The sequence below is a fragment of the Bacillus sp. AM 13(2015) genome (genome assembly GCF_001518755.1).
In the GTDB taxonomy this organism is placed as follows: domain Bacteria; phylum Bacillota; class Bacilli; order Bacillales; family Bacillaceae; genus Bacillus; species Bacillus safensis.
On the sequence record NZ_LKCP01000073.1, the window covers coordinates 36625 to 60240 of the forward strand.

The window sequence follows — 23616 nt, forward strand, 5'->3', positions numbered from 1 at the left end:
ATAATATGATATTTTTACCTCATATACAAAAAATAAACAAGAAAGGGGTATATTGGATGACAACTATTTTTCATAAGAAGAGTGTTATATGCTTCATAACAGCTCTTTTCATGTTATTGTCAACGATTTTTACTGCGAATGCAACAGCAATTAGTCCTAATTCAGAAGTGGATGAAGAGTATCAAGAGTTGCTAGAGGTTTTATTGGCGATTGAAGCTTTACCTGACAGCGTTATTGCAAAAGGAGATGAAGCCGTAGTTAAATGGTTGAAAGAGAACTCTAATATCCCTCTTCAACGACATGGTGAGGTTGTTACTATGGGTGTAGTTGGTTGTATTTCTGCGGTTGGAACTGCCATTATAACCAATGTTATACCAATAGCAAAAATCGCAAAAGTCAAGTCCGCAATAAAAGCTGCAGGAGGCGCGACAAAATTTGTTAAAACATTGATTCCAGCGTATAAAGCCGCCAGACAGGCGGGGAAAAGTAAGTGGAATGCTGTAAAAGCAGCTGTAAATAAAGCAGCGAAAAATGCTAGTCCTGAAGCAAAAAGAGCACTGCTTGAATTTTTCAATATAGGAAATGTGTATTCAGCGTGCTTTGAATAAATATCAAAACATCAGATCCGATCTCCATTGAAAAACAGTCTGATGCATTTAAAAAAATGCTGCTCAAATCATAATGTGAAAAAGACAAAGTGCTTATTAGGAGACTTTGTCTTTTTTTCTGCCACTTTATGATGAAATACTGGACATAAGACTCATTTCTTCCCTTTTCAGGCGTATTTGTTGAGCCGGCTTGCTGTATATGATTAACATGGAAGGGAATTGACAATGAGGAGGGATTTCTTGTGGCGAAGATTTTATTGATTACGTTTCCAGCTGAAGGACACGTGAACCCTATGTTAGGAATGATCAAATCATGGGCGGATCGAGGCGATGAAGTGCATGCGGTCACAACTGTACATTATCAGGAACGAATCAAACGCTTAGGCGCTCACGTACATATACATCCAGACTATATTCGGACATTACATGTGGAAGAAGGAGATTTAGATTCCATGCAGCCGTTCTTTCATGCCATGCTGCAGACATCATATGATATTTTAGAGGTAGTGGAAACACTTTCCGATAAGCATTCATTTGATTTGGTCTACTTCGATATGTTTGGGGCAGGGGAGCTTGTTCGAGATTACTTGCGCATTCCGAGCATTGGGTCCAACCCATCTTTTGTGCTGCAAGAGGCGCATTTTGATACACCGTTATACAGGAAGGATGAGAATGCCGAGCATCTGTTAGAAAAAATACAAGAGCGTTTTGGCGTTCAGCCAACGCGTTTGATGCAATTTATGAAAAACCGTGGAGAATTGAATATCGTCTATACAAGTGAATATTTCCAGCCGTCTGTTGATTCATTAAACGATTCGTTTGTCTTCATTGGACCGAGCTTTCTAAAAAGAGCCGACCAGCATGATTTCCCGCTGGAAGCACTTGAACAAGAAAAAGTCGTTTTTATTTCCATGGGAACCGTTCTTGGGGATACAGAAGCATTTTTTAATATGTGTATAGATGCCTTCGCAGACTTTGACGGAAAAGTAATCATCGCAACAGGTGAAAAAGTAGATCGTTCTCTCTTAAAAGAGGCGCCTGCTCATTTTCTGATCGAGTCTTATGTGCCGCAGCTTGAAGTGCTCGAATTGACAGATGTGTTTGTAACGCACGGCGGAATGAACAGTGTCAATGAAGGTATTCATTACCACGTTCCGATGGTCGTCATTCCAGTCGACAAAGATCAGCCGATGGTGGCACAAAGACTGACTGAATTATCTGCTGCCTGTGCACTTGATAAAGATCATCTGACAGCAGAGCAGCTAAGAGAGACCGTTGAGACGGTTTTAGGCAGTGATACGTACCGGGCGGGGATTGAGAAAATTGAAGAAAGCTTCCAAGCAGCAGGTGGAACAGAAAAAGCATTAAGGGTGATCGATCAATTCATACAAGCGAAACAGACTCAATCATGAGTCTGTTTTTTTATGAAAAGACGTTGTATTTCCCATTTCTGTATGCTAATATTCAATTCGTAATCATTTCGATTGATAATCGTAATGATTACGATAATGTTGAATTGGAGGAAATACATATGAGTGATCAACCTGTTTACATAAAGAAGAAATATGAGAAAAAGCATCCCTATGTGACATACACCTTGATGCTGTTTTCAGTGATGGCTTGTTTTTTATTGGCCTCATGCTCTGGAAACAAAGCATCTTCCAGCATGAATGATAGAGAAGAAGATGAGCTCGTGTATGCAAGTACAAAAGATATCAGGGACATCAATCCCCATCTATACGGCGGAGAGATGGCTGCTCAAAATATGGTGTTTGAATCGCTTGTCGTCAATACAGAGAAGGGCGTTCAGCCTGCCTTAGCGAAAAGCTGGGACATTTCAAAAGATGGAAAAACCTACACCTTTCATCTTCGAAAAGGTGTGACTTTTTCAGATGGTGAGCCTTTTAATGCAAAGGCAGTGAAATTGAATATTGATGCTGTCGTCAAAAATATTGAAAAGAACGCTTGGCTTAATCTCGTATCCGAAATCAAATCCACAAAGGCGTTAGATGACGATACATTTGTTCTCACGTTGAAAGAGCCTTATTATCCTACGTTAGAAGAGCTGGGCTTAACACGCCCCTTCCGTTTTATTTCTCCAAAAAGCTTCATTGATGGAACGACTGCAAAAGGAGTCAAAAGCTATGCAGGTACAGGTCCTTATGTTCTAAAGGAACATAAGAAAAATCAATATGCCGTTTTTGAAATGAATGACCACTATTGGGGGAAAAAGCCGAAAATTTCAACCGTGAAATGGAAAGTCATGCCGGATCACCAGACCATCTTACTTGCGCTCCAAAAAGGAGAGATAGATCTTTTATTTGGAGCAGATGGTGACATGATCGATGGAGACTCATTCCAGGCTTTAAAAGAAGCAGGTCAATATGGTGTAACCGTGAGTCCTCCTGTTGGTTCAAGATCGATAGTCATTAATTCAAACCAGCCAATCACAAAAGATCCGAAAGTAAGAGAAGCGTTTCAATACGCCATTCAAAAGGACATGATCACAGAAGGCATTTTAAATGGAACGGAAAAGGTGGCACACACATTGCTTGCCCCTTCTGTCCCTTACGCAAATATTCCATTGAAAAAGAAAACTTATCAAAAGAAGAAAGCAGAGGCAATATTGGATGAGGCAGGCTGGAGGATGAAAGAAGACGGGTATCGCTATCAAAATGGCAAACTGCTGAGTGTGGCTATTTACTATAATTCCGATAATGCAGGGGAAAGAACGATCAGTGAATCGATTCAACAAGATTTCAAGCAGGTGGGGATCAAGCTGGATATTAGAGGAGAAGAAAAACAGGCATTTTTAGATCGCCAAAAAACAGGAAAGTTCGATCTGATGTACTCGCTGTCTTGGGGACTCCCATATGATCCACAAACTTATGTCTCTTCATTCCGTGTAGCATCCCATGCTGATTATCAAGCCCAATTAGGACTGAAAAAGAAAAAGTGGCTGGATGAGACGATTACGGAAGTATTAGTAGAACCAGATGAGCAAAAGCGGAAACAAATGTATCAAGAAATATTGACGTATATCCATGATGAAAATGTCTACATCCCAATCTCTTATTCTGTGACAAAGGCCGTTTATAATAAGCGCCTGAAAGGCGTAGGTTTTCATGTGTCTCAGTATGAAATCCCATTTGACCGTATGTATTTTGCGTCATAAAACGAGGTAGAGACATGACTCGCTATCTCTTAAAACGAATACTGATGCTTTTTCCGCTTATGATCTTCATCACCTTCTTTGCTTTTGTCCTGCTGACGATGCGGGCAAGTGATCCAGCTGAGGTCGCTTTGCGGGTGAATCAAGTCACTCCAACAGAAGAAATGATTGAATCGATGCGTCAGGAGTTAGGTTTAGACCAGCCGTTTTTCATCCGCTATGCCACATGGCTTAAAGATGGATTAACAGGTGATTTTGGTAAGAGCTATGTCACACAGGAGCCGGTTTTTAATCTTATCATGGAGGCGCTGCCTGCTACATTGCAGCTTGCAGGAGCAGCGCTCTTTTTGATCATATTGCTCAGTTTGTTGTTCGGGGTGATTTGTGCATATGCTGCTCATTCCTGGGTGGACCGGATCTTGAGAGCCTTTGTGTTTATCGCCGCTTCAATGCCTAGTTTTTGGCTGGGGATATTGTTGATTTGGCTTTTTTCTGTCAAATTCAATTGGGTCAATACGAGTGGAATGGAAGGGTTCAAATCGATTCTTCTTCCAGCTGTCACATTATCATTTGGCTACTTATCGACCTATGTGAGACTGATACGCAATCAAATTCTAAAATTTCAGCACGAGCCCTTTGTTTTTTACGCAAGAGCACGTGGTTTAAAGGAACGAACCGTTCAACTGAAGGTCATGAGGCATGCCCTGCAATTAGCGGTGACAGCACTTGGCATGTCTATTCCAAAGCTCATTGCAGGAACTGTTATTATTGAGAACCTTTTTGCTTGGCCAGGGGTTGGCCGGTTGTGTGTAACAGCTATTTTCCATGCTGATTTCCCTATTATTCAAGCCTATTTGTTTGTGATGGGGTTCCTGTTTGTTATGTGCAATCTCATCGCTGATGTGATCCAAATGACCATGAATCCGCAGTTGCGAAAGGAGGTCTGACAACGATGATAGGGTGGCATCAATTAAGAAAAGACCGTATGGCGATTCTTTCAATCTGGCTGTTAGCACTTGTCGCATTAGCTGGACTGTTTGCACCAGTGTTAGCACCACATGACCCAACAAATACGAACATTCTTCAAAAATATGCCGGTATCAGTCTTACTTATCCACTAGGAACGGATCATCTAGGGAGATGTGTATTGTCTCGCCTTTTATATGGCATTCGGACAACAATGCTTGCGGCCATGCTGACGATGTGTATCACGATGCTCATTGGCAGTGTACTTGGACTCATGGCGGGATTCTTTCGAGGAAAGGTGGATGGGGTTTTGATGAGGCTGTGTGATGTCATGCTTTCCTTTCCAGCAGAGGTGATGATCCTTGCGGTTGTGGGAATCCTCGGACCTGGACTATTCAATATTATTTTGGCGAATGTCCTAGCGAAATGGGCCTGGTATACAAGAATGATTCGTTCATCTGTCCTTCAATATGCGAATGAACCTTCTGTTCAGTTTGCGAAGGTGTCTGGCGGCACACCCTTTTACATATTGAGGAGACATCTATTTCCTCGCATCTCAGGAGAAATTGCTGTTTTTGCGACACTTGATGCGGGCTGGGTAATCTTAAATATATCAGCACTGTCTTTTCTTGGGTTAGGTGTGAGTGCACCTACACCAGAATGGGGTATGATGCTCAACGAGGCGAAGAATGTCATGGTGACACATCCTGCCCATATGCTTGCGCCTGGACTTGCCATCTTGTTTGTGGTCATGGCGTTGAACTTTTTAGGAGACAGCCTTCAGCATGCCGCGAATCCTGCCATGCATCATGCAAGAAAGAAAGGGGTGAGGCCATTTGCCTTTAATCGACGTAAAAAATCTGTCCGTACATGATCCACAGCAGCAAAAGAATATAGTGACGAATATCACATTTTCTTTACACCAACAACGCTGTTTAGCCGTCATTGGAGAAAGTGGCAGTGGAAAATCAACTCTCGCAAAAGCGTTAATTGACCTTGTCGCCCCTTCGCTAGAAGTGGAAGGAACGATCATTTTTTACGGCAAAACATTGACAAATCAAGAAGCACATCAATGGCGGGGGAAACGAATAGGTTTCATCTCACAAGATGCTATGAATGCATTCAATCCCATCGAAACGATTGGTCATCAAATATTGGAAACATTTCAGCAGCATTTGGGCTTACGCGGGAAAGAAGCAAAAGCACATGCTATGGCTGGGCTTGCACGTGTTCATTTAAAAAATCCATATGATTTGATGAAAAAATACCCGTATGAACTGTCTGGAGGAATGCTTCAGCGTGTGATGATTGGCATCACGTTGATGCTTTCTCCTGACGTGATCATTGCAGATGAGCCAACTGCATCGCTTGATGCCTTTAATCGGCGTGAAGTCATCAGACAATTACACAGGCTAAAGGAAGAAACCGGTGTCACCTTGATCGTTATAACGCATGATTTAGGCGTCGTTCAGGCAATCGCCGATGAGTTGATGGTCATGCACCAAGGAGTGATGCTTGAGCATGGGTCAGCCAAGGAAGTGTTCACATCACCCGAGCATCCCCAAACAAAGCATTTACTGGAGACGAGGCTTCGATTATCTGCTCCTATTAAAGCACTGCGGCAGCAGAAGAGAGCGGAGGCGTTTCCATGTTGATCACAGCTATAAATCTAGTCAAACACGGTGAGAAGAAAGGTCTTTTTTCACATCAAAAGAAACCAAAAGACCGCATATCAAACGTTTCGTTTCAAATTGAAAAAGGACAATGTGCCGGATTAGTCGGTGAGAGCGGCAGTGGCAAAAGTACATTGGCACGTATCCTGCTCGGTTTAGAAAAAATAGATAGAGGCGAGGTACAGATTGATGGCATGCCAGCTGACAAGTGGCGGAGGGTGAATCGGGGGAAAATGAGTGTTGTTTTTCAGGATTATCTATCTTCTGTTCATCCCTCCTTTACGGTGAAAGAGATCGTAGCAGAACCGATGCGTTTGTTAAAGCAGAATCAGAATCTGGATCAGAAAGTTTTGTCATTACTTCAGCAAGTCAGGCTGCCCTCGTCTGTACTGAATCAATATGCTCATCAGCTAAGCGGCGGTCAGCTTCAGCGAGTGTGCATCGCACGAGCCATATCAACGCACCCATCCATTCTCATACTAGATGAAGTCCTGAGTTCACTGGATGTTTCTGTTCAAGTACAAATATTGGAGTTGCTTGAGACATTAAAACAAGAGCTAGACATGACGATCCTTCTCATTACCCATGATGTAGAAGCAGCGGTGTATCTATGTGACCGTCTTCTATTTTTACATGAAGGAAGCCTAGTGGAGGAATGCAAAAAGGACGAATTGTTTGAAGTGTCCCATCCATTTACACTCCAGTTAATCGACTCACTTATGCCTTTTCAGCTTGACAAAAAATAACCAATCTTTTATCGTATACGTAACAAACGACGGAAGGGTGACCCAATGCAATGAAGTACTAATCCTATGACCTGTAAGCAAAATGAATGAACGAAGGCAGTGAGCAAACGATCGGTTTGCCATGTTTGCTGCGTTTTCATTTTTTAGCTTCGGAATAGGATGGTACAGCTTGGGAATCAAAGAATGAGGTGTTTGATACGTGGGATGTGTGTGTTCAAATTGGAACGGCACACCATACTGGATCAATCCGCTTATTTTTGTACACCATTTTGCCTCCTATTCTGAGAATGGGAGGCTTTTTCATGTCTCCTGATATGAAAGGAGAGGATTGGATGTTATTAAAAGCCAATCAGTTAAAGGTATTTCGAAAAGATCGCTTGTTATTTGATATTGAGGAACTAGCCATTCATCAAGATGATCGCATTGGTCTTGTAGGGACAAATGGCAGCGGCAAAACGACTTTATTGCATGTGCTGGCGGGGCAAGAAACACCAGACAGCGGCACGGTGGCCGCCACTGCGACTTGTACCCTGCTTCCACAATTGAAACAAGGAGATGGCAGACAGAGTGGCGGTGAAATGACCCAGACTTATATTGAAAGAGCATTAAGCCGGCCGTCAGCCCTTTTATTAGCAGATGAACCGACAACTCATTTGGATACAGAGCATATTGAGTGGCTGGAAGATAAGCTGCGTCATTATCAAGGAGCTCTCATTGTTGTTTCACATGATCGTGCTTTTTTAGATGCAATATGTACGGAGATTTGGGAGCTGGATCATGGGAAGCTTCATCATTACAAAGGCAACTACACACATTTTGCACAGCAAAAAGAGCTGGCACATCGTCAGCAGGTGGAAGCGTACGAAGCTTATACACAAAAGAAAAAACAATTAGAGCATGCACTGGAAAAGAAAAAGAAAAAGGCGGACAAAGCGACAAAGCCATCCCAAAAGGTGAAATCCTCAGGACCTAAAATTGCAAAGCCCTACTATGCAAATAAGCAAAAAAAGCTGCAAAAAACAGCCAAATCCATTGAAACCAGGATGGAGAAATTAGAAAAGGTTGAGAAAGTAAAGGACATTCAGCCGATCCAAATGACTCAGCATACGATGAAGGAAGTAGCTAGCCGTACCATTTTGCGAGTGGAAAATGTAGATGGCAAGGCGGGCGATAAAGTGCTTTGGAAGCAGGCGAATGTGGAAGTGAGGGGCGGAGACAAGGTTGCCATTATCGGAAACAACGGGAGCGGCAAAACGACATTTCTCCGTATGTTAGTGAATGGACATCCCGGAGTTACTCGCTCAGAGGCTGTCAAGCTAGCGTACTTCCGTCAGGATCTTTCAGGATTGAAGGTAGATGAATCGATTTTACAAAATGCGCTGAAAGAGGCGGTTCAAGAAGAGACAGTGGTTCGAACGGTTTTGGCGAGACTAGGATTTAGAGGGGATGATGTGCATAAGCCTGTTGGCGTATTAAGCGGGGGAGAACGGGTGAAAACGATGCTTGCGTCCTTACTTGTCAGTGATGCCAATGTTCTCATGCTGGATGAACCGACGAACTTTTTAGATCTGGCCGCAGTTGAAGCACTTGAAGGTCTCTTGAAAGATTATCCAGGTACCGTTGTGTTTGTTTCCCACGATCGCAGGCTGATTGAGGAGGTTGCCACTCGTATTTTCCATATTCATGAGGAACGTATTGAAGGATTTGATGGCACATATGAAGCATATAAACAAAAGGAAGAAAAACCAGCTGTGACAAATAGAGATGAGGAGCTTCTGTTAATTGATATGGAGCTGTCTGAAGTGCTCAGCCGTTTAAGTATTGAGCCGTCGCAAGAGCTTGAAGAGAGATTTCAAGCATTATTGAAGCAAAAAAAGTCTTTGGAGTCATAAAACAAAAACCCCTGTTTACTTTACAGGGGTTTGTTCATGTCGTTCTTTTTTTAATTGTTCAAGTTCACTCACTGTGACGAGCTGGTAGCCTTGTTTGGTGAGTTCACGGATGATCTTTACTGCTGCTTGAGCTGAGCTTTCATAAATATCGTGCATTAACACTGTTCTGCCATCTGCTGCATGTGAGAGAACGCGGTTTGTGATCTGCTGGCTGTTGCGGATTTTCCAATCCTCAGGATCAACATCCCACAAAGTGACCTTCATCCCAATCGCCTCATTGATGTCTTGATTTGTACCGCCATATGGCGGTCTAAAGTGCGTAGGTGTATATCCGCTTGCTTTCTCAATCAGCTGCTGGGTGTCCTTCACTTGTTTCACGGCTTCTTCTAAAGGCAGTCTTGTTAATAAAGGGTGATTGTAGGAATGGTTTCCGATCTCATTCCCGCCTTTTAGAATGTCGGCAAGCATTCCAGGATAATACTGCACCCTGCTGCCTAAGACGAAAAAGGTGGCATGTCCTTTATTTTTCTTCAGCGCATCTAAAATTTTTGAAGTTGTCGCTGGATTCGGTCCATCATCAAATGTGAGTGCGATGGCTTTTTTATTCGGGTCAAGCTTTGATTTTTGCGGAAGCTTGACGGCTTTTCTTTTTGGGTTCGGTTCTTTCATTTCATTTTTATTTTTGATTTTATCCATATATTCTGGCTTTAATATGTCCTTCAGCAATGTCTTTTTGATTGCGAGTGTTTGCGAACCAAGATCCTCTGCGGCTACTTGAGATGCAGGGAAATAAAATTCTACATATTTGTCTTTCAAGGCAAATTGACTGAAGTTTTGAGCATCAGGGGCTGTTCCTTTCTGAAGGAGAGGCTGATCCTTAGATAAGGTTTTGTCCTTTCGAAGCTCCGTATATGTAATATAGGATAATTTCTTTAAATAATTGGTTTTAGGCAGAAATAGATCTTTTGTGTCAAGAAAGGTTTTTTTCTGAAAATCAAAGTTAATCGTGAGATGATTGGTGGTTCCATTTTGCTGACCAGTATACGTATAGGTCGTAAAGCGAATGGCAGCAGACTGCTTTGCATAATGCACCATTTCATAATCAATATTCAGTTCATAGCGTTTATGTTCATCGATATCCTTTGCTTCGCTGAATGTTTTTTTGAAATGCTCTAATGCTGAATTGGCATAGCTTTGAATCTTGTCATCTAGCTCTTTTTGATGAAAAAGAGGATAGTTGACTGCATATCTCATAAATTTCCCGTCATTTACGAGAGTGACAATTTCCACGTTTTTATAGTTCGTATCTTGCTTTACATTTTTCTTTTCTGTACCGCTTGCTTGTTGATTTTGAAAGAAAGCAACTGCTCCAATGACGACTGCAAGCGCAAATAGGACGATACTCCATTTTCCCTTTACTGACACAACTTTCAAATCTCCTCTCATGACGGGTCATTCTTTATTATTTTGACATCTGTTTGTAATATTTTTATAACATTTGACTTACTTTTGTAATTTTAGTGGATATTCATGCAAAATGTCAACTATTTTCCTATTAAAATATGAGAAAACATGATAGGTCGTTCTATGAGGCAAAAAGAACCCCGCCTTTCTCTGCTCCGCACATACCTTCATTAATTAAAAAATAGGGTGTACATTGATTTTTTAGAGGCTGGCGGCTATAATTTTGTTGATTATGATTCTCATTTTCAAACTGACTTTTAATGAAGAAAAGGATGACACCGATTTTGCAGGATAAGCGAAAACCTCAACAAAAGCGATCATCACATATTCTGTTCTTTTTAATATTTTTCCTCGCCGTTATTGGTTTAGCGGCTGCCATGTTTTTTGCTGTGTCATACGGTGCAAAAACATTGTCTCTGCAAACGGTTTGGACAGCTGTATTTGACTACCAGTCAAATGTCACAGAGCAGCAGATCATCCATGAATTAAGACTTCCACGTGTTTTAGGGGCAGCTCTAGTGGGAGCGGCGTTTGCCGTAGCGGGTGCTCTTATGCAGGGCATCACAAGAAATCCACTGGCAGATGCGGGGATTTTGGGTATTAATGGCGGTGCGATGTTTGTGGTCGCTCTCTGTTTTGCTTTTTTCCCAGGAATGCCTTATTCGGCACTGATGTTTTTTTCCTTTATTGGTGCTGTGCTCAGTACGCTACTGATCTTTGCGATTGGGGCGGCTGGCGGCGTATTGACACCGCTGCGTCTCACTGTAGCGGGAGCGGTTGTCGCCGCATTGCTTCATGCGCTCAGCTCTGGGATCGCGATTTATTTTGATCTGAGTCAGGATCTGGCCTTTTGGTATGCAGGCGGGGTAGCTGGTGTGAAATGGCCGCAGCTGACGATTCTTGCTCCGGTCATTCTGATTGTGATCGTATGGGCAATACTATTAGGCAGGTCACTTTCCTTACTATCGCTCGGTGAAGATACAGCGGCGAATTTAGGGGTGAAAACTCGACAAGTGCGAATACTAGGCATGACCGCTGCTGTGTTATTAGCAGGGGTTTCTGTATCAGCCGTCGGGTCGATTGGGTTTGTCGGTCTCGTCATCCCGCATATTGCACGAAAGCTTGTTGGTGTAGACTATCGTTTCGTTATTCCGATGTCAGCGATATTAGGCGCAATGCTGCTTGTCTTTGCAGACCTTGCCAGCCGTACAGTCAATCCGCCAAGAGAGCTTGCCATTGGCGTGATGGTGGCACTTGTTGGTGTTCCTTTCTTCTTATACATTGCCAGAAAAGAAGGGAGGAACCTGTCATGAGAGAGAAACAGCGTGCTCTTGCCGTGACAGTCGTTTTGCTTTGCCTGAGTGCGGCTGTTGTGCTGTATAGTTTAAATACCGGTACGCTGAAACTCAGCCCTGTTATGGTTGTCAAGACGTTATTTGGCTTTGGAGATTTCCAAAGTGAAACGGTGCTGTTTGACTATCGTCTGCCTCGAATCGTGGTGACGATGTTAGCTGGTATTGGTCTTGGCATTGCTGGCGGCATTTTGCAGAGCTTATCCCGTAACCCGCTGGCTGATCCTGGAATCATTGGACTGAATGCAGGGGCAGCATTTGGCTTAATTGTGTTTGTGACATATTTTCATGCACTTGAAGGCAATCCGTCTCTTCTTATTCCGCTCTTTACGTTTGGCGGCGGACTGCTTGCGGCAGCGGTTATTGTGCTTCTTGCATATGACCGGCATGAGGGGCTTGTTCCTATCCGTCTGATCTTAGTTGGCATTGCGGTTGCTGCGGGATTTAGTGCACTCACCTTATATTTGTCATTGAAGCTGGATGAAGATACATACACGTTTGCTTCGAGATGGCTTGTGGGCAATGTATGGGGGAGAGACTGGATTCATGTACTGGCACTTCTGCCTTGGATTGTATGCCTTGTGCCGCTTACGCTGATGCAGTCAAACACGCTCAATGCATTGACATTAGGAGACGCTGTCGCCTCAAGTGTAGGTGTACGAGTCCAGCGTAAACGTCTCCTCTTGCTGACCTTAGCGGTAGGCCTCGCGAGTGCAAGTGTTTCGATGACAGGCGGTATTGGCTTTATTGGACTCGTCGCCCCGCATTTGGCCAGACGGCTGGTCGGGTCATTGCATCAGTATTTTTTACCAGTTAGTGCGCTGCTTGGCTTGTTGATTTTGGTCAGTGCAGATACAATCGGGCGATCCATCTTTGCTCCAAATGCGATACCAGCGGGTGTGGTTGTGGCCTTTATCGGTGCCCCGTATTTTCTCTATTTATTAACTAAAACGAAATAAACATGAAAGAGGAACTCATCATGAAAAAACTACTAGTGTTTGGATTAACGCTCTGTTTCTTGCTGCTTGCCGCTTGCGGACAACAGGAAACAAAGAATACAACAAATGAAAAGACCAATGGAACACCAAAGATTGCTTCCTTGTCCATTCATTTAACAAATGACTTGTTAGCCCTCGGTATCAAACCAGCGGGCTCTGTTGTAGGAGGAGACTTAAAAGATTTCCTTCCACATGCGAAAAAGCAGCTGAGTCAGACAAAGAAGCTCGGCATTGCAGCTGATCCAGATATGGAATCACTGCTTGCGTTACAACCAGATGTCATTTATGTTGATGAAGAATTAGCCGGACAAGACTTATCGAAATATAAGAAGATCGCCAAAACAGAAGTGTTTAATTTAAATGATGGCACATGGCGGGATCACTTGAAAAAAATCGCCAAACACGTCAATAAAGAAAAAGAAGCGGACCAATATATTAAGAATTACAATCAAGAAGCAAAAGAAGTCAAATCGCTCATCAAGAAAAAGATTGGAAACGGAAAAGTTATGGCGATCCGTGTGACAGCAAAGGAGCTTCGCGTATTTAGCATGAAGCGCCCAATGGGTCCTATTTTATACGATGATTTAGGCCTGACACCTGTCGATGGTGTGAAAAAGCTGGACAGCAAGCGCCCATTTGAAGTGATTTCTCAAGAGGTTCTTCCTGATTATGATGCTGATGCGATCTTTGTTGTCGTCAACCGTGATGATAAAGCACAGCAGGCATTCAAGCAATTAGAAAAGACTCCAATTTGGAAGGGTCTAAAAGCAGTGAAGAAAAACCAAGTCTATCCGATTGCCGATCAGCCATGGCTCGATTACTCAGCTCTAGGCAATAAAATGGCATTGGATGAAGCAAAAGAGATGTTTTCTAAATAAATAGCAAATGAAATCAGACATCATTCCGCGTATAGGAATGATGTCTCTTTTTTTGATTCGTTCTTCTATTCATTCGGCCGCTGCATACATATGAGAGAGAACGAGCAATACCGCCCGTGAGAAGAGGAAAGGGAGGGGTTACAGTTGAAGGTTCAAAAAATTAGTGCAGGTACAATTGCAAGGCTTGTGCTGCTTTTACTGGCGCTTGTTAACAGTGCGCTAACCGCTGCGGGAAAAAGCCCAATTCCTATTGATGAAGAAGGCGTTCAGCAATTCATCACGCTGGCCTTTCTAGGAATTACATCACTATGGGCCTATTGGAAAAACAATGATATAACGAAAAAAGCACGAACAAAAAAAGAAGAATAAGAGAAAAAAGAGCCTTTCATGAATCAAAGGCTCTTTTTCATCGAAGCGTCAAACGCCTCTCCCCGCAATCATTCTTCCTGAAAGGCTTACGCCCTGCGTTCTCCCATGTTGTTGAGGAAAGCTTTTACTTCCTCAATGCTTAAGCCAATTGCCTTCGCTTCACTCATTAGACGCTTCCACTCTGCAATATTTGAGTCAGTCAGCTTTCTATGGGTGACATGTATTGACTTTTCTTCCTGCTCCTTTCGGTACGTTTGGAGCAGCTGATAGAGCTCTTCTTTAGGCATGCCGGCTTGGACGGCATTGACGATATGCTCCCGCCATTCGTGTTCATCACCCTCAGTGTAATGAAACATCATCGTCTCTGCATCAAACAGCTCTTGTAAATCAATCTCTAATGAAGAGGATACCTTTTTTAAGAACTGGACAGATGGATTCCTGTGGACACCACGCTCAATTTTGCTCAAATATGACTTAGAGACATGAGCATCCTCAGCCAGCTGCTGAATCGAGTATCCTTTTCTCTTTCGGTAAATGCGTATCACCTTGCCTATCATTCGATCAATGATCTCCCTTCTCCCCGGCGAATAGTTCTGCGACCTTTTCGTTCATTATAAGAAATAAATTGTTCTTTATAAAATTCAAAAACGTAAGAATCAGGAAGTAAACAAAAGAAAACGAACGATTTCGTTCTTTAAAAAGAACTATAAGACCTATTATGACATTTTTCTTTGCGGGTATTATCTTTTATAATCCAATCATTAACAAAAAGAAACCATATATAACCTTTTTATGATGAAATCGGGAGGTATCTATGAATGAGAATATAGGTTTTAAGCAGCTGTTTTCTGTCATTAAAGAGAAAATGGCCCTTCTGATCCTGATTGTCCTGATCGTAACGGGCATTTCAGCCTATTATCAGTTCTATGTCTCGACTCCTGTATATCAGGCAACCACTCAAATTCTTGTTCATAAACGCAGCAATGACGCACAAGCAGATTTAAACGATATTCAGATGAACCTTCAATATACACGTACCTTTCAAGTTTTATTAAAAAGCCCAATCGTCATTGAAAAAGTAAAAGAAACACTCCATCTCACAGAATCAGCAGAAGGACTAAAACACAAAATTGCCACAAGTACAGAAAATGAGTCTGAGGTCATCAATATTTCTGTACAAGATGAGGATCGCGCGAAGGCAGTCGCCATTGCGAATACTGCAACAGAGGTGCTGCAAGAAGAAATCAAAAAAACAATGAATATGGATCGCATTAATGTTTTGTCTGAAGCCAAGCTGTCCAACACGATTCTGATGAATTCGAGAAAATTCGTTCATATCGTTCTGGCACTAGGCGCCTCTTTATTAGGGGGAATGACACTCATTTTCTTAATGAATTTACTCGATGATACTGTAAAACGAACACATCAAATAAGAGAAGAGATCGGATTGCCGTCCCTTGGCAGTGTCTATCAGATGCAGGCAGACAGGAGGGCCAAAAAAGACAAGCAGTCCGTCATAACGGGAGGACAGAACATTGATCTTTAAGAGGAAGAAGAGAGAAAAGAGAGATTTATCCTGTATTTCTGTATTAAATCCTCACTCTGTCATTGCGGAACAATTCCGTACGATCCGAACAAACATCGAATTCACATCGATCCAAACAAGGCTGAAATCGATATTAGTGACCTCCTCCTTGCCGAAGGAAGGGAAATCATTTACGGCTGCAAACTTAGCAGCTGTTTTTGCACAGCAGAACAAGCGGGTGCTGCTCATGGACGCTGATTTGCGAAAGCCGGCCGTTCATGAATATTTTGACCTGAGTCATCACACCGGTTTGACAAATGTGCTATTAAATAATTGCAGCTTGGAAGAAGCAATTTTACCGACACCGATTGAACATTTAGAGCTGCTTCCGAGCGGAACCATTCCGCCGAATCCAGCAGAGCTGCTCTCCTCTTCTGTGATGAAGCAGCTATTTTATGAGATTGAACAGCAATATGACATGGTGATTGTTGATTCCACGCCGCTTCTGCCAGTTGCAGATGCAAAGATCTTGGCGAACCGGACGGATGGGAGCATTCTCGTTGTCTTAAGCGGCAAAACAAAGATTGCTGCTGTGAAGAAATCAAAAGAAGTATTAGAGGGAACAACAAGTAAACTGCTTGGAGCTATGCTAAATGGCAAGAAAGAGAAAAAGGGCAGGCTGTACATGTATTAAAAAGATTGATAGGTGATGTCTCCTAATCTTTAACAATGGAGGCACTCGATCCTGCTGTGGGCACAACCGGTGCCTTAGATGCTCGTCATCAGTAGTGGGATGTGAGGACGGGTTTGATGCCCATGTTACGTAAGAATAGTGATGCTTTAAAAAGGGGGAGGAGCGTTGACTTACGCCCAAAGATTATCAATCATCGTAGCACTAGATTCATATCTCATCTTAGTTGCCGTCTTTTTTGGTTTTCAATTTGTCCAAGAGGCGGCTTTAACCGTTTATACATTTGAAATGCTCGCCATTTCTTCACTCAGTCTGCTCATTGGGCACCATCTATTTGCCTGCATATTTCATGTGTACAAGCAAGTATGGGCTTATACAGGAGTAAGAGAGTTATTTTCTTTAATGAAGACCTTTGTGTGTTCTTTTTTATTTTCGATGACGATGCTGTACCTTTTCGTGCAGACATGGCCATTTCGGTTTTTATTCATCGTATGGCTTTTTCATATCTTATTCATCGGTGCCTCTCGGATGGCTTCCAGGCTATTTCATGACGGAGCAAAGCGGCTTCAGGCAGAAAAGGAGCGGGCATTAATCATTGGCGCCGGATCAGCGGGGACCATGCTCGTTCGTCAGCTACAGCAATCGAGTGATGTACATATTGAGCCAGTCGCCTTCATCGATGATGACAAGACGAAACATAGGCTTGAAATTATGGGTCTGCCTGTCATAGGAGGAAAAGAACAAATTCAAACAGCTGTCGTGATGATGGATATTCAGAAGATCATCATTGCCATTCCATCTAAAAGCAGCCACACCTTAAAAGGGCTGTATAAGGAATGTGTAGCGACTGGAGTCAAAACACAGATCATGCCGGAAATGGAGCAGATTTTAAAAGGAACCCATGCGCTGAATCAATTACGGGATGTACAGCCAGAGGATTTACTAGGGAGAGAACCGATTCAATTAGATACGAGCCGTCTATCTGCTCATTTAAAAGGAAAAACGATCATGGTCACAGGGGCAGGCGGATCAATTGGGTCAGAAATCTGCCGTCAAATTTGTGTGTTTGCTCCTCAAGCGATTGTACTTGTGGGACATGGAGAATTTAGCATTCATTCTATTTTACTAGAGCTGAAAGAATTATATGGAGACAGCATCAGACTCTATCCACAAATTGCGGATATTCAAGATAAACAGAAAATGAGTGAAATCGTTGGTCAGTTTCAACCGGATATGATTTATCATGCTGCGGCACATAAGCATGTTCCGCTCATGGAGATCAGTCCGAAAGAAGCTGTGAAAAACAATATTATCGGCACAAAAAATGTCGCGGAAGCCGCACACGAGCACGGCATTGAAACATTCGTCCTCATCTCATCTGACAAAGCAGTCAACCCTGCCAATGTGATGGGAGCCACTAAGCGGTTTGCTGAAATGCTGATTATGCAAATGGGGGCAAGCAGCGAAACAAAATTTGTCGCCGTTCGATTTGGAAATGTACTTGGAAGCAGAGGGAGCGTCATCCCTATTTTTAAGAAACAAATCGAGCAAGGCGGGCCGGTGACAGTCACGCACCCAGCCATGACAAGATATTTTATGACCATCCCAGAAGCATCAAGGCTTGTGATTCAGGCAGGTGCACTGGCAGAAGGAAGACAGATTTTTGTTTTAGATATGGGGGAGCCAGTGAAAATCGTAGACCTCGCAGAAAACCTCATTCACCTCTCAGGCTACACCACAGACCAGATTCCGATCACTTTCACAGGCATTCGTCCTGGGGAGAAAATGTACGAAGAACTACTGAACCAGCATGAAAAAGCACAGGAACAAATCTTCCCGAAAATTCATATCGGCCATGCGCTGGATGGTGACCCATATGTGCTGAACCGCTTTATCCATGAATTTGACATGATGAGTGAAGAGCAAATGAGACAAGCATTATTTGCGGCCATTGAGTCGCATGATATGTTGTCCGAACAGATGAAACGAGAGGAGGAGCCGCTTGCCAATGAAGAAAAAAGTCTTGTTTTGCGCAACGGTTGATTATCACTTTAAGGCCTTTCATCTTCCATATTTCCGGTGGTTTCAGGAAAAAGGATGGGAAGTGCATACAGCGGCAAATGGCCAGCTTGAGCTGCCCTATGTGAATCAAGCTCACTCGATTCCAATTCAGCGCTCTCCTTTTCATGTCCGCAACCGGCTTGCGTATGTAGAACTGAAGAAGCTGTTAGCGAAAGAGCACTATGATTTCATCCATTGCCACACACCAATGGGAAGTGTCATTGGCAGGCTTGCAGCCAAGGGCGCGCGCAAAAAAGGAACGAAGGTTCTTTACACGGCACATGGCTTTCACTTTTGGCAGGGGGCGCCGCTTCAAAACTGGTTGCTCTATTATCCAATTGAGAGATTTCTTGCTCGCTATACAGACGCACTGATCACCATTAATGGGGAGGATTTTAAAAGAGCAGACCGTCTATCAAAAGAGCGGACATCTGTTTATTATGTGCCTGGTATGGGTGTGGATATGAAACGGTTCGCACCAGTTGATGAAAAAGAGAAACAGCGTCTCCGCGCAGCCTACGGCTTTTCTGCGGAAGATTTTATCGTACTGTGTGCTGGCGAATTAAACATGAATAAAAATCAAGGAATGCTCATCAAAGCATGTGCACAGCTGTCTAGGAAAATACCAAATATAAAGATCGTGTTTGCCGGGGAAGGGACAATGAGACCAAACTATGAAAAGCTTACCCGCCAGCTCCAGCTTGAAAAGCATGTTCACTTTGCTGGGTTTTGCAAACAAATGGAGGAATGGATGCATTTGAGCGATGTGTGTGTTTCCACCAGCTTGAGAGAAGGGCTCGGCATGAACCTGCTTGAAGCGATGTCGGCAGAAAAACCCGTGATTGCAACGGAGAATAGAGGGCATTGTGAGCTTGTCAAACATGGCGTCAATGGTTTTTTAGTTAAACCGCAGGATGTGAATGGTTTAGCTGATTACTTGCAGCAGCTCTATGACAAAAAGGATCAGCTGCTTCTCATGGGAAAAGCGGGACGCTCTATCGCTCATGCATTTGCACAGGAGCAGACGGTCAGTGCAATGGAAGAAATTTATACAATTTATATGGATCAAGCAGAGAAGGTGATACAGCATGCGTAAACCAAAGGTGTCTATTATCATGGGTGTCTACAATTGCCAAGAGACAGTAGAAGAAAGTATTGAATCCATTCTTCATCAAACATATGAAAACTGGGAGCTCATCATATGTGATGACGCATCAACAGATGGCACTTATGAGAAGGTGCTGTCTTATACAAAACGAGATCCTAAAAGAATTCGCCTGATCCGTAATCAAGAAAATCAAAGGCTCGCTGCCAGTCTCAATCGCTGTCTGGCTGAAGCGAGGGGAGAGTTGATTGCAAGGCAGGATGGCGATGATCTATCGGTGCCTATTCGTTTAGAAAAACAGGTTCATTTCCTCGATACATATCCTGAATACGATGTGGTCGGTACGGCGATGACGGTTTTTGATGAAACGGGAACAAGGGGTGTGCGGGCACTTGTTTCAGAGCCTGATCGGAAGGTGATGGCAAGAGGAACTCCTTTTTGTCATGGGACCATTATGATGAGGGCTTCTGCTTACAAAGCTTTAAATGGATATCGCTCTGTGAAAACAACAAGGCGGATGGAAGATATCGATCTTTGGATTCGCTTTTTTGCTGCTGGGAGGAAAGGCTTTAATTTACAAGAGCCGTTATATCTTGTGAGAGAGGATGAAGCAGCCTTTCAGCGGCGAAAGTTTCGATATTCGATGGATAATGCCTGGCTCGTTTTGAAAGCATGCTGGCTATTAAAGCTATCGCCGCTTGACTATTTATTTGCTCTAAAACCGGTGGTCCGTGCCTGCTTGTCACCGAAGGTCATGAAGCTTTATCATCGCCGGAAGCTGGCGTCGTCTATGCTGAAGAGGAGGGCTGTTCGGGATGAGTGAGCCAAAGCGCGTGCTTCATATTGTGGGCGGGATGAACCGCGGCGGAGCTGAAACGATGATTATGAACATTTATCGTGCACTCGACAGGAATGTCCTTCAATTTGATTTCATTACCCACCGGCAGGACGTCTGTGATTATGATGAGGAAATTCGCGGGCTTGGGGGACGCATCTTTTATGTCCCGAGTATTGGGGCGTCCTCTCCGGTTGCTTTTGTGAAAACATTGACAAAGACAATTAGGCAAACAGGACCCTATCAGGCCGTGCATGCACATACGGATTTTCAGACAGGCTTCTCCGCATTTGCTGCAAAACTAGCGGGTGTGAAGGTGCGCATTTGCCATTCGCATAATACAGCGTGGAAGCAGTCGCCAAACTGGCTGGATCATATGATGCTCAAAGGGTTTCGCCAGCTGATCTTTGCATTCTCTACACAGCTTGTTGCATGCGGCGAGGATGCCGGAGTCTTTTTATTTGGACAGAAAAAAATGCAGAACGGGCAAGTTGAGGTGCTGCCAAATGGGATTGATTTATCCCTTTTTTTTCAGCCTGATCCAGACGAAAAGGCGGAGATCAAAAAGCAGCTCCATCTTCACGAAAAAAACATGGTCATCGGTCATATTGGGCGGTTCCATGAGCAAAAAAATCATGTTTTTTTATGGAGCTGGCCCAGACCTTAAAGAAGCAAGGCGTTTCATTTCAGCTTGTCCTCGTAGGAGATGGACCGCTGAAGCAAGTAGTCGAATCATATGCGGAGAAGGCAGGCTTGATGGAGGACATTGTCTTTACAGGCGTCGTATCAGACGTTCCACAGTATATGAAAGCATTTGATGTTTTTGTGATGCCTTCCTTGTTTGAAGGTCTTCCGCTTGTATTAGTGGAAGCACAGGCATCTGGGCTGCCTTGTGTGATTTCAGATCATATTACAGAGGAAGTAGATTTAGGCTGCGGGCTTGTGAAAAGGATGTCGCTGCGAGATTCCGCGCATGAATGGATGAAGGCGGTGCTTGAAGCATATCATGCAGAACCTCCTCTTCAAGAGACCATTACCTCACAGCTTGAACAAAGAGGATTTGATGTGAAACAGAATATTACACGTGTGATGAATCTATATGGACTGTAAGGAAGGAATGGCAGATGGCGGTTTATTTGGTGAACATGATCATGGTCTATTTATGGTCGAGCTTTGCCGCATTTTACGGCAGACGTGATGATACCATTCAAAGCGGATGGCGGCCTAACAAGCTTCTTGTGTTTTTTCCGTTTTTGTTTCTTTGTATCGTGTCTGGTATTCGGTATAAAGTAGGAACCGATTTTGTCACATATGGACAGATGTATGAGTTCTCCATTAACTATGAAAAGCCTTGGCATATATTTGGATTCGGTGTGGATAAAGCCGCAACGGATCCAGGGTTTACGTTTATTTTATGGATGCTTAATCAACTGACTCATGATCCGCAAATCATGTATATCTCAGTCGGAGCCATTACTTATTTTTTTATTATCAAGACGCTTATTCAATATGGCCGTCCATTTGAGCTCAGTATGCTGCTTTTTCTTGGGACCTTTCATTATTATGCGTCATTTAATGGCATGCGTCAGTATATGGTGGCAGCGATTCTTTTTTATGCCATCCGGTTGGTGATCAATGGTCAGTGGAAATTGTATTTTCCGCTCGTCCTTGTATGTTCATTGTTTCATTCATCGGCTCTCATCATGATTCCTGTGTATTTTATTGTGAGGACAAAGGCTTGGTCTTGGATGATGCTGTTCTTATGCCTGATTTTCTTAGGCTTAACCGCGCTTTATGACCGTTTTGTCTCAGTGTTTGTCGTGATGCTGCAAGGAAGTTCATATGGTCATTACGAGGAATGGCTCACAACGAATACGAATGGAATGAATGTGACAAAAATCGGTGTCTTGATTTTGCCGCTTCTGCTCGCTTTCTTTTATCGAAAACGACTTCGTGAGCTGACACCTGAGAGTGATTACGTTGTGAATTTTTGTTTGCTTGGTTTCTTGTTTGGCATCCTTGCAACGAAAGATGTCATTTATGCAAGATTTCATATTTACTTTGGCTTGTATCAGCTCATTTTACTGCCATATTTCACACGCATTTTTGATCAGCGGTCTAATGTGTTTATGTATGTAGGGATTGCTGTTTGCTATATTCTGTACAGCATCATGCTGATGCCGTTCGATTCTTCGGTTTTGCCGTATAGAACGATATTTAATAAATAGATTTGAAGAAAGGTGGGGCATGCTGTAATGCCAGCTATCAGTCTATTGGTCGCAGTTTACAATACGAGTCAATATGTGGAGCAATGTCTTCAATCAATTGCAGATCAAAGCTTTTCCGATATAGAAGTCATTCTTATCAATGATGGATCGACCGACCGCAGCGGTGAATGGCTTGAAGCATTTGCTGAGCGTGATGAGCGTTTCCGGGTAATCCATCAATCCAATCAAGGGTTAGGCGCTGTGAGAAACCGGGGCATCGAGGAAGCGAAAGGGACGTACCTCGCCTTTGTGGATTCAGATGATATTCTCGCTCCTCATTACTGTGAAGCCATGTACGAAAAAGCCGAAATGACCGGGGCAGATCTTGTTGTGAGTGAATATTGGATTCAATTTGAACAGTCAAAGCGAACGATACCAACAACGCTGTTAGAGAAGCGGTCAGCCGAAAAAACGGATTTAATCAAAGCGTTATTACACGGAGACTTGACTGGATTCTCATGGAATAAGCTGTATCGGCGTGCCTTTATGGAAGAACATCACATTCGATTTCCGCTGCGGGGGGAGCTTGAGAACATTGAAGATCAATATGTGACGCTGCGCTGTTTTTCTTTATCACGCAGCATCGCTTTTGTTCATGAGCCCCTTTATTACTACAGGGTTCATCTGTCATCTATTGTACAGCGATATCAGAAGCAGTATTTTCATCATGGACTGACCTATTATCATGCACAGCGCTCGTTTTTAAAAGAGCATGATGACATCTCTCTGTATGAGAAAGCATTAGACTTTTTTATCGTCAATCATACGCTTCATTGTATGCTCAACGAATGGAAGAGCCAAAATGACCTCTCTATTCAGGAAAAGCTTGATCACATGCGGGAAATGGTGACACACGATGCTTTCCAGCATGCCGTTAAACAAGTGGAACCATCGAAGCTCACAGTTCGAAAGCGTATGATTTTATTTCTTGCTAAGTGCCGATTGATTTATCCGCTTTCTGCTGCGGCTTCTAGCTATCAAAAATGGATCGAATATCAGACAAGGAAATAGGGG

The 23616-nt window shown here is 43.2% G+C and carries 21 protein-coding genes and 1 pseudogene; 20 read left to right on the plus strand and 2 right to left on the minus strand.

Going from position 1 to position 23616, the window contains the following annotated elements:
* Window positions 1-56: 56 nt before the first annotated feature.
* The 8 genes from AOQ70_RS12685 to abc-f all read left to right on the plus strand — a co-directional run bounded on the left by AOQ70_RS12685 (window position 57) and on the right by abc-f (window position 9057).
* Entirely contained in the window at window positions 57-608 is a 552-nt protein-coding gene (locus AOQ70_RS12685) for a hypothetical protein (RefSeq protein ID WP_058837579.1), read from the plus strand.
* Window positions 609-850: 242 nt separating this feature from the next.
* Window positions 851-2020, plus strand: coding sequence for a macrolide family glycosyltransferase (locus AOQ70_RS12690; RefSeq protein ID WP_059376630.1), 1170 nt, complete (start codon window positions 851-853; stop codon window positions 2018-2020).
* Window positions 2021-2139: 119 nt separating this feature from the next.
* A complete protein-coding gene (nikA, locus tag AOQ70_RS12695; RefSeq protein WP_058837581.1) occupies window positions 2140-3783 on the plus strand; it encodes a nickel ABC transporter substrate-binding protein in 1644 nt (547 codons plus the stop codon).
* A 14-nt stretch (window positions 3784-3797) separates the two neighbouring features.
* Entirely contained in the window at window positions 3798-4727 is a 930-nt protein-coding gene (opp1B, locus tag AOQ70_RS12700) for a nickel/cobalt ABC transporter permease (RefSeq protein ID WP_058837582.1), read from the plus strand.
* Between the two features lie 5 nt (window positions 4728-4732).
* Window positions 4733-5620 (plus strand): nickel/cobalt ABC transporter permease, encoded by an 888-nt coding sequence (opp1C, locus tag AOQ70_RS12705; RefSeq protein ID WP_059376656.1) that lies wholly within the window; start codon window positions 4733-4735, stop codon window positions 5618-5620.
* The gene (locus tag AOQ70_RS12710) at window positions 5583-6401 is read left to right on the plus strand and encodes an ABC transporter ATP-binding protein (RefSeq protein ID WP_059376632.1); all 819 of its coding nucleotides are present in this window, start codon (window positions 5583-5585) and stop codon (window positions 6399-6401) included. The genes opp1C and AOQ70_RS12710 overlap by 38 nt, the downstream gene beginning before the upstream one ends.
* A complete protein-coding gene (locus AOQ70_RS12715) occupies window positions 6395-7165 on the plus strand; it encodes an ABC transporter ATP-binding protein (protein ID WP_059376637.1) in 771 nt (256 codons plus the stop codon). The genes AOQ70_RS12710 and AOQ70_RS12715 overlap by 7 nt, the downstream gene beginning before the upstream one ends.
* 332 nt (window positions 7166-7497) lie before the next feature.
* On the plus strand, window positions 7498-9057 hold the full coding sequence (abc-f, locus tag AOQ70_RS12720; protein ID WP_197414610.1) for a ribosomal protection-like ABC-F family protein: 1560 nt from the start codon (window positions 7498-7500) through the stop codon (window positions 9055-9057).
* A 15-nt stretch (window positions 9058-9072) separates the two neighbouring features.
* Here the strand turns inward: abc-f and AOQ70_RS12725 are convergent, their stop codons facing one another.
* Window positions 9073-10482, minus strand: coding sequence for a polysaccharide deacetylase family protein (locus AOQ70_RS12725; RefSeq protein WP_059376641.1), 1410 nt, complete (start codon window positions 10480-10482; stop codon window positions 9073-9075).
* Window positions 10483-10805: 323 nt separating this feature from the next.
* Here AOQ70_RS12725 and AOQ70_RS12730 point away from each other — a divergent pair, with 323 nt between their 5' ends.
* The 4 genes from AOQ70_RS12730 to AOQ70_RS12745 all read left to right on the plus strand — a co-directional run bounded on the left by AOQ70_RS12730 (window position 10806) and on the right by AOQ70_RS12745 (window position 14118).
* The gene (locus AOQ70_RS12730; RefSeq protein ID WP_180272443.1) at window positions 10806-11834 is read left to right on the plus strand and encodes a FecCD family ABC transporter permease; all 1029 of its coding nucleotides are present in this window, start codon (window positions 10806-10808) and stop codon (window positions 11832-11834) included.
* Complete coding sequence (locus AOQ70_RS12735) at window positions 11831-12832, plus strand: FecCD family ABC transporter permease (RefSeq protein ID WP_039181585.1); 1002 nt, start codon at window positions 11831-11833, stop codon at window positions 12830-12832. Before AOQ70_RS12730 ends, AOQ70_RS12735 begins: the two co-directional genes overlap by 4 nt.
* A 17-nt stretch (window positions 12833-12849) precedes the next feature.
* Window positions 12850-13749 (plus strand): iron-hydroxamate ABC transporter substrate-binding protein, encoded by a 900-nt coding sequence (locus AOQ70_RS12740; RefSeq protein WP_039183325.1) that lies wholly within the window; start codon window positions 12850-12852, stop codon window positions 13747-13749.
* 144 nt (window positions 13750-13893) lie between these two features.
* Complete coding sequence (locus tag AOQ70_RS12745; RefSeq protein WP_008347764.1) at window positions 13894-14118, plus strand: phage holin; 225 nt, start codon at window positions 13894-13896, stop codon at window positions 14116-14118.
* 86 nt (window positions 14119-14204) lie between these two features.
* On the opposite strand, the gene slrR is transcribed toward AOQ70_RS12745, so the two are convergent.
* Window positions 14205-14675, minus strand: coding sequence for an HTH-type transcriptional regulator SlrR (slrR, locus tag AOQ70_RS12750; RefSeq protein ID WP_058837587.1), 471 nt, complete (start codon window positions 14673-14675; stop codon window positions 14205-14207).
* A 257-nt stretch (window positions 14676-14932) separates the two neighbouring features.
* Between slrR and AOQ70_RS12755 the strand changes: the two genes are divergently transcribed.
* From AOQ70_RS12755 to AOQ70_RS12790, 8 genes and pseudogenes are all read left to right on the plus strand, one after another.
* A complete protein-coding gene (locus tag AOQ70_RS12755; protein ID WP_024423528.1) occupies window positions 14933-15664 on the plus strand; it encodes a YveK family protein in 732 nt (243 codons plus the stop codon).
* The gene (locus AOQ70_RS12760; protein ID WP_024423527.1) at window positions 15654-16337 is read left to right on the plus strand and encodes a CpsD/CapB family tyrosine-protein kinase; all 684 of its coding nucleotides are present in this window, start codon (window positions 15654-15656) and stop codon (window positions 16335-16337) included. Before AOQ70_RS12755 ends, AOQ70_RS12760 begins: the two co-directional genes overlap by 11 nt.
* Before the next feature lie 165 nt (window positions 16338-16502).
* Entirely contained in the window at window positions 16503-18377 is a 1875-nt protein-coding gene (locus tag AOQ70_RS12765) for a polysaccharide biosynthesis protein (RefSeq protein WP_039181574.1), read from the plus strand.
* The gene (locus tag AOQ70_RS12770) at window positions 18343-19491 is read left to right on the plus strand and encodes a glycosyltransferase family 4 protein (protein WP_058837589.1); all 1149 of its coding nucleotides are present in this window, start codon (window positions 18343-18345) and stop codon (window positions 19489-19491) included. Before AOQ70_RS12765 ends, AOQ70_RS12770 begins: the two co-directional genes overlap by 35 nt.
* On the plus strand, window positions 19484-20323 hold the full coding sequence (locus tag AOQ70_RS12775) for a glycosyltransferase family 2 protein (RefSeq protein ID WP_059376644.1): 840 nt from the start codon (window positions 19484-19486) through the stop codon (window positions 20321-20323). Before AOQ70_RS12770 ends, AOQ70_RS12775 begins: the two co-directional genes overlap by 8 nt.
* Window positions 20316-21445, plus strand: a pseudogene (locus tag AOQ70_RS12780) (glycosyltransferase family 1 protein). Before AOQ70_RS12775 ends, AOQ70_RS12780 begins: the two are co-directional and overlap by 8 nt.
* Before the next feature lie 14 nt (window positions 21446-21459).
* Window positions 21460-22563: an EpsG family protein gene (locus AOQ70_RS12785; RefSeq protein WP_059376647.1), complete on the plus strand. Its 1104-nt coding sequence runs from the start codon at window positions 21460-21462 to the stop codon at window positions 22561-22563.
* 27 nt (window positions 22564-22590) lie between these two features.
* Complete coding sequence (locus tag AOQ70_RS12790; protein ID WP_059376648.1) at window positions 22591-23613, plus strand: glycosyltransferase family 2 protein; 1023 nt, start codon at window positions 22591-22593, stop codon at window positions 23611-23613.
* Window positions 23614-23616: the final 3 nt, after the last annotated feature.